Raw genomic sequence first — 3,543 nt, 5'->3', positions numbered from 1 at the left:
GCTACAACCTGGGCGCCAGCACGGTGAATACCTTTGCCAGCGTGACGCTGCCGGCCGGCTGGACGGTCAGCTTCCGCGCCGACGGCGGCGCAGGAAACTGCTCGACCACGGGTGCGACCATCACCAACACGGGTTCCGTGGCCGCCGCCGGCAACGTTGTCGTCTGCGCGGTGGTGGGTGTGCCTGCCGGCTTTGCAGCGGGCACCACGCAGCTGTACTTCCGTACGCTGTCGCCCACGTCGAACGCTTCGGACACGCTGCATGACGCGGTGGTCGTGAACGCCGTGCGCTCGGTGACCCTCACGCCCAACGGCGCCGGCCAGACCTATCCAGGCGGCTCCTACGTCTACAGCCACACCTTGACCAATACCGGCAACGTGCTGGAAGGCAACGGCACGGTCAGTACGCTGACCCTGGCCGGCGCCGACAACCAGGCCGGCTGGACTTCCGCGCTGTACTACGATGCCAACGCCAACGGCGTACTCGACGCGACCGACCCTCAGATCAGCAGCACGCTGCATGCCGCGGGCGTCCTGCCTGCGGGTCTGGCTCCCGGTGCATCGATCACGGTGTTCAACAAGGTGATCGCTCCTAGCGGCGCAACCCCCGGTGCAGTGGACGCCACGACCATCACGGTCACGACCACCAATGGCAGCTACGCGACGACGGTTCCTGCCGTGGCTACTGCGGTTGACAGTACGACCGTGATCGCCGGCAACCTGACGCTGACCAAGGCGCAATCCCTGGACACGGCTTGCGCTGGCGCCAACGGTGGCACGGTCTACGCGGCAGCTACCCTGAGCGCCCGTCCCAACCAGTGCGTGCTGTACCAGATCACCGTAACCAATGTCGGATCCGCGAATGCGACCTCCGTTGTGGTGTCCGACGCGACGCCTAGTTACACCACCCTGAGCAGCGCTGCGGCAAGCACGGTAGGTACCGTGACCGGCCCCTCCGCAGGCGCAGCGGGCACCGTCACCGCGACGATCGGCACCCTGACCCCTGGTCAGTCGGCTGTCGTGACTTTCGGTGTACGCATCAACCCCTAACCCGGGACTGACCTCAAGCGCGGGAAGCGAAAGCTTCCCCGCTTTTCAAAGGGCACGGCCGCGTGCCCTTTGGAAAGCGACGCCCTGTCGAAAACCGAACAACAAGCCCATCAACCATGCTTCCTCGCCCGCTGCGCAAGCTGCTGATCTCCTGCATGTTGCTGCTCTTCTGGGCAGCAGCACAGGCAGCGCCGACCCCGGCAGGGACGGTGATCAGCAACACGGCGACAGCAACTTTTGTGGACGCGGCGACGGGCCTGACGGTTCACCTCAACTCCAACACCGTGAACACCACGGTGGCGACGCTTGAAGCGCTCACGCTGGCATCCAGCCAGAACCTGCTGATCGGCGTAGGTTCGTCATTCACGATCAACCATAACCTTGCCAACAGCGGCAACAGCACCACGAACTACCTGATCACGGCCAGTGTGTCCGGCGGCAGCGCCTTCACACCGCTCAATCTCCAGGTGGTGCTGGACGTCAATGGCAACGGTTTAGTGGATGCGGGTGAACCCGTGGTTCCTGCCGGAAGTCCTGTGATGGTTGCCGTTGGCGCCAATGCCGGATTGCTGATCACGGGCCAGATCCCGCCGGGCGCGACGCCCGGCCAGACGGCCCAGATTACCCTGAGTGCGTTGAGCCAGGTCCAGGGGGCCAGCGCGACCAACACCGATACGATCAATCTCACCAATGGTGCGGCAATCCAGGTCAGCTACTCAGCCTCGTCGGCCACCGCTATTCAGGGTGGTGCTCTCAGCTTTACCGCAAGGGCCATCAACAACGGAAACATGGCGGCCAGCCCGGCGAATGTGCTTGTCAATGGCGCACCAGTGACGCTTTTTATCCTGCGCGCCCCGGTGCCGGTCAACACGGCCTTTGTCTCGGCCCTGCCGTCTACCAGTCCCGGTGCCCAGACGCTGTACCACCTGCTGGGCGGAGCGACCAACAGCTATGTCACGGCAATACCCGGTGGTGCCACGGTGGACGCCGTTGCCTGGGGCATTGCCGCGTTGCCTCAGGGCGGATTGTTCCAGGGAACATTTAATGTCAGCGTGAACACAAACGCGTCGGGCAATGTGTCGGGCACGGCCTATGCGGACTGGACTGACGCCGCTGCACCGTTGACCACCACCAGCAATATGGTGGTGTTGCCGTTGCCGGCATACGCGGCAGACATCCTTTTCTACAGCAACGCCTCTTATGCCAACCGGACCGCCCTCGGTACGCCGGGCCATCCACTGTTTGTGCAGGCCAATGCTGCTGTGTGCAACGCTGACTCCACGACAGTAGGTACGGTGCCCATCACGCTGGTGAGCCGGCTTACGGGAGATTCGGAAACCTTTACGGCTGTGGAAACCGGCCCCAACACTGGCATCTTCCGCATCATGCCGAATGTTCCCACAGCCAATGCGGCGACGCACATCGTGGCTTCCGGCGAYGGCATACTGGAAGTGCTGCGAAACGACACGGTGACGGCCACGATTTCCTCCTGCGGCGGCATCACCGTCTCGGCGACGACCACGCTGCTGGTGGATCCTTCCGGCATCGTGTTCAATTCATCCACCAACCAGCCTGTTGCCGGCGCCACGGTAGCGCTGATCGACGTCACCGGTGCCGGCAACGGCGGGGTTCCCGGTGGGCCAGCCGTCGTGTTCCAGATAGATGGGGTAACGCCGGCTCCCAGCGTTGTCGTGACAGCTGCCGACGGGTTTTATGAATTTCCGCTGGTGGCCAACAGCACATACCGGCTGGTAATCACCCAACCGGCGGGCTTCACCTTTCCATCGCTGCTTCCTGCCGGGATACAGCCTGCGGGTCGGCTGATCGATACACCGGGCTCTTACGGGGGCACTTTCGTCGTGGCGGGTGCGCCTGTGCATTTCGACGTACCCCTGGATCCTGGTGCGAATGCGGGTGGCCTGTTTATCCAGAAAACAGCCAACAAGAAGACAGCAGAAATCGGGGACTTTGTTGACTACTCGATCAAGTTCAACAACGTCAGCGCAGGGGCACTCCCCGGTGTTGTGGTCAGCGACAGCCTGCCTGCCGGCTTTGCCTATGTGCGCGGCACGGCACGGCTCAACGGCGTGCCCCTTGCAGACCCTTCAGGTGGTGCGGGTCCCAGCCTCCAGTTTGCGGTGGGTGCCATTGCCTCCGGCTCACAGCCGACGCTGACCTACCGCGTGCGCGTCGGCGTGGGCGGCCAGGGAGGTGACGGCATCAATACGGCGCAGGCTGCCAGCGGCGTGGTGCGGTCCAACCGGTCCAGCGTTCGCGTCCAGGTCGTCGGTGGCGTGTTTTCCAACAAAGCCTACGTGATCGGCAAGGTGTTTGCCGATTGCAGCCGCAATGGTGTGCAGGATGCGGGTGAGCCAGGCATTCCGGGCGTTCGGATTTATCTGGAAGACGGCACCTATGCCGTGACCGACGAGGAAGGCAAATACAGTTTCTACGGCCTGGAGCCACGCACCCATGTCGCCAAGATCGACAGCAT

At 63.4% G+C, this 3,543-nt stretch carries 1 protein-coding gene and 1 pseudogene; both read left to right on the top strand.

Translation table 11 applies throughout. The features are described 5' to 3' along the window. Positions 1–1,049 (top strand): annotated as a pseudogene (locus tag AC1DWI_RS16765) (hypothetical protein); the annotation flags it as partial. 116 nt (positions 1,050–1,165) lie between these two features. Next, the coding region (locus AC1DWI_RS16760) for an SdrD B-like domain-containing protein (protein WP_477725252.1) at positions 1,166–3,543 on the top strand (2,378 nt) is incomplete at its 3' end.

The sequence above is a fragment of the Polaromonas sp. P3_C2 genome (assembly GCF_056402675.1).
This window is presented reverse-complemented; position numbering and strand designations above follow the sequence as displayed.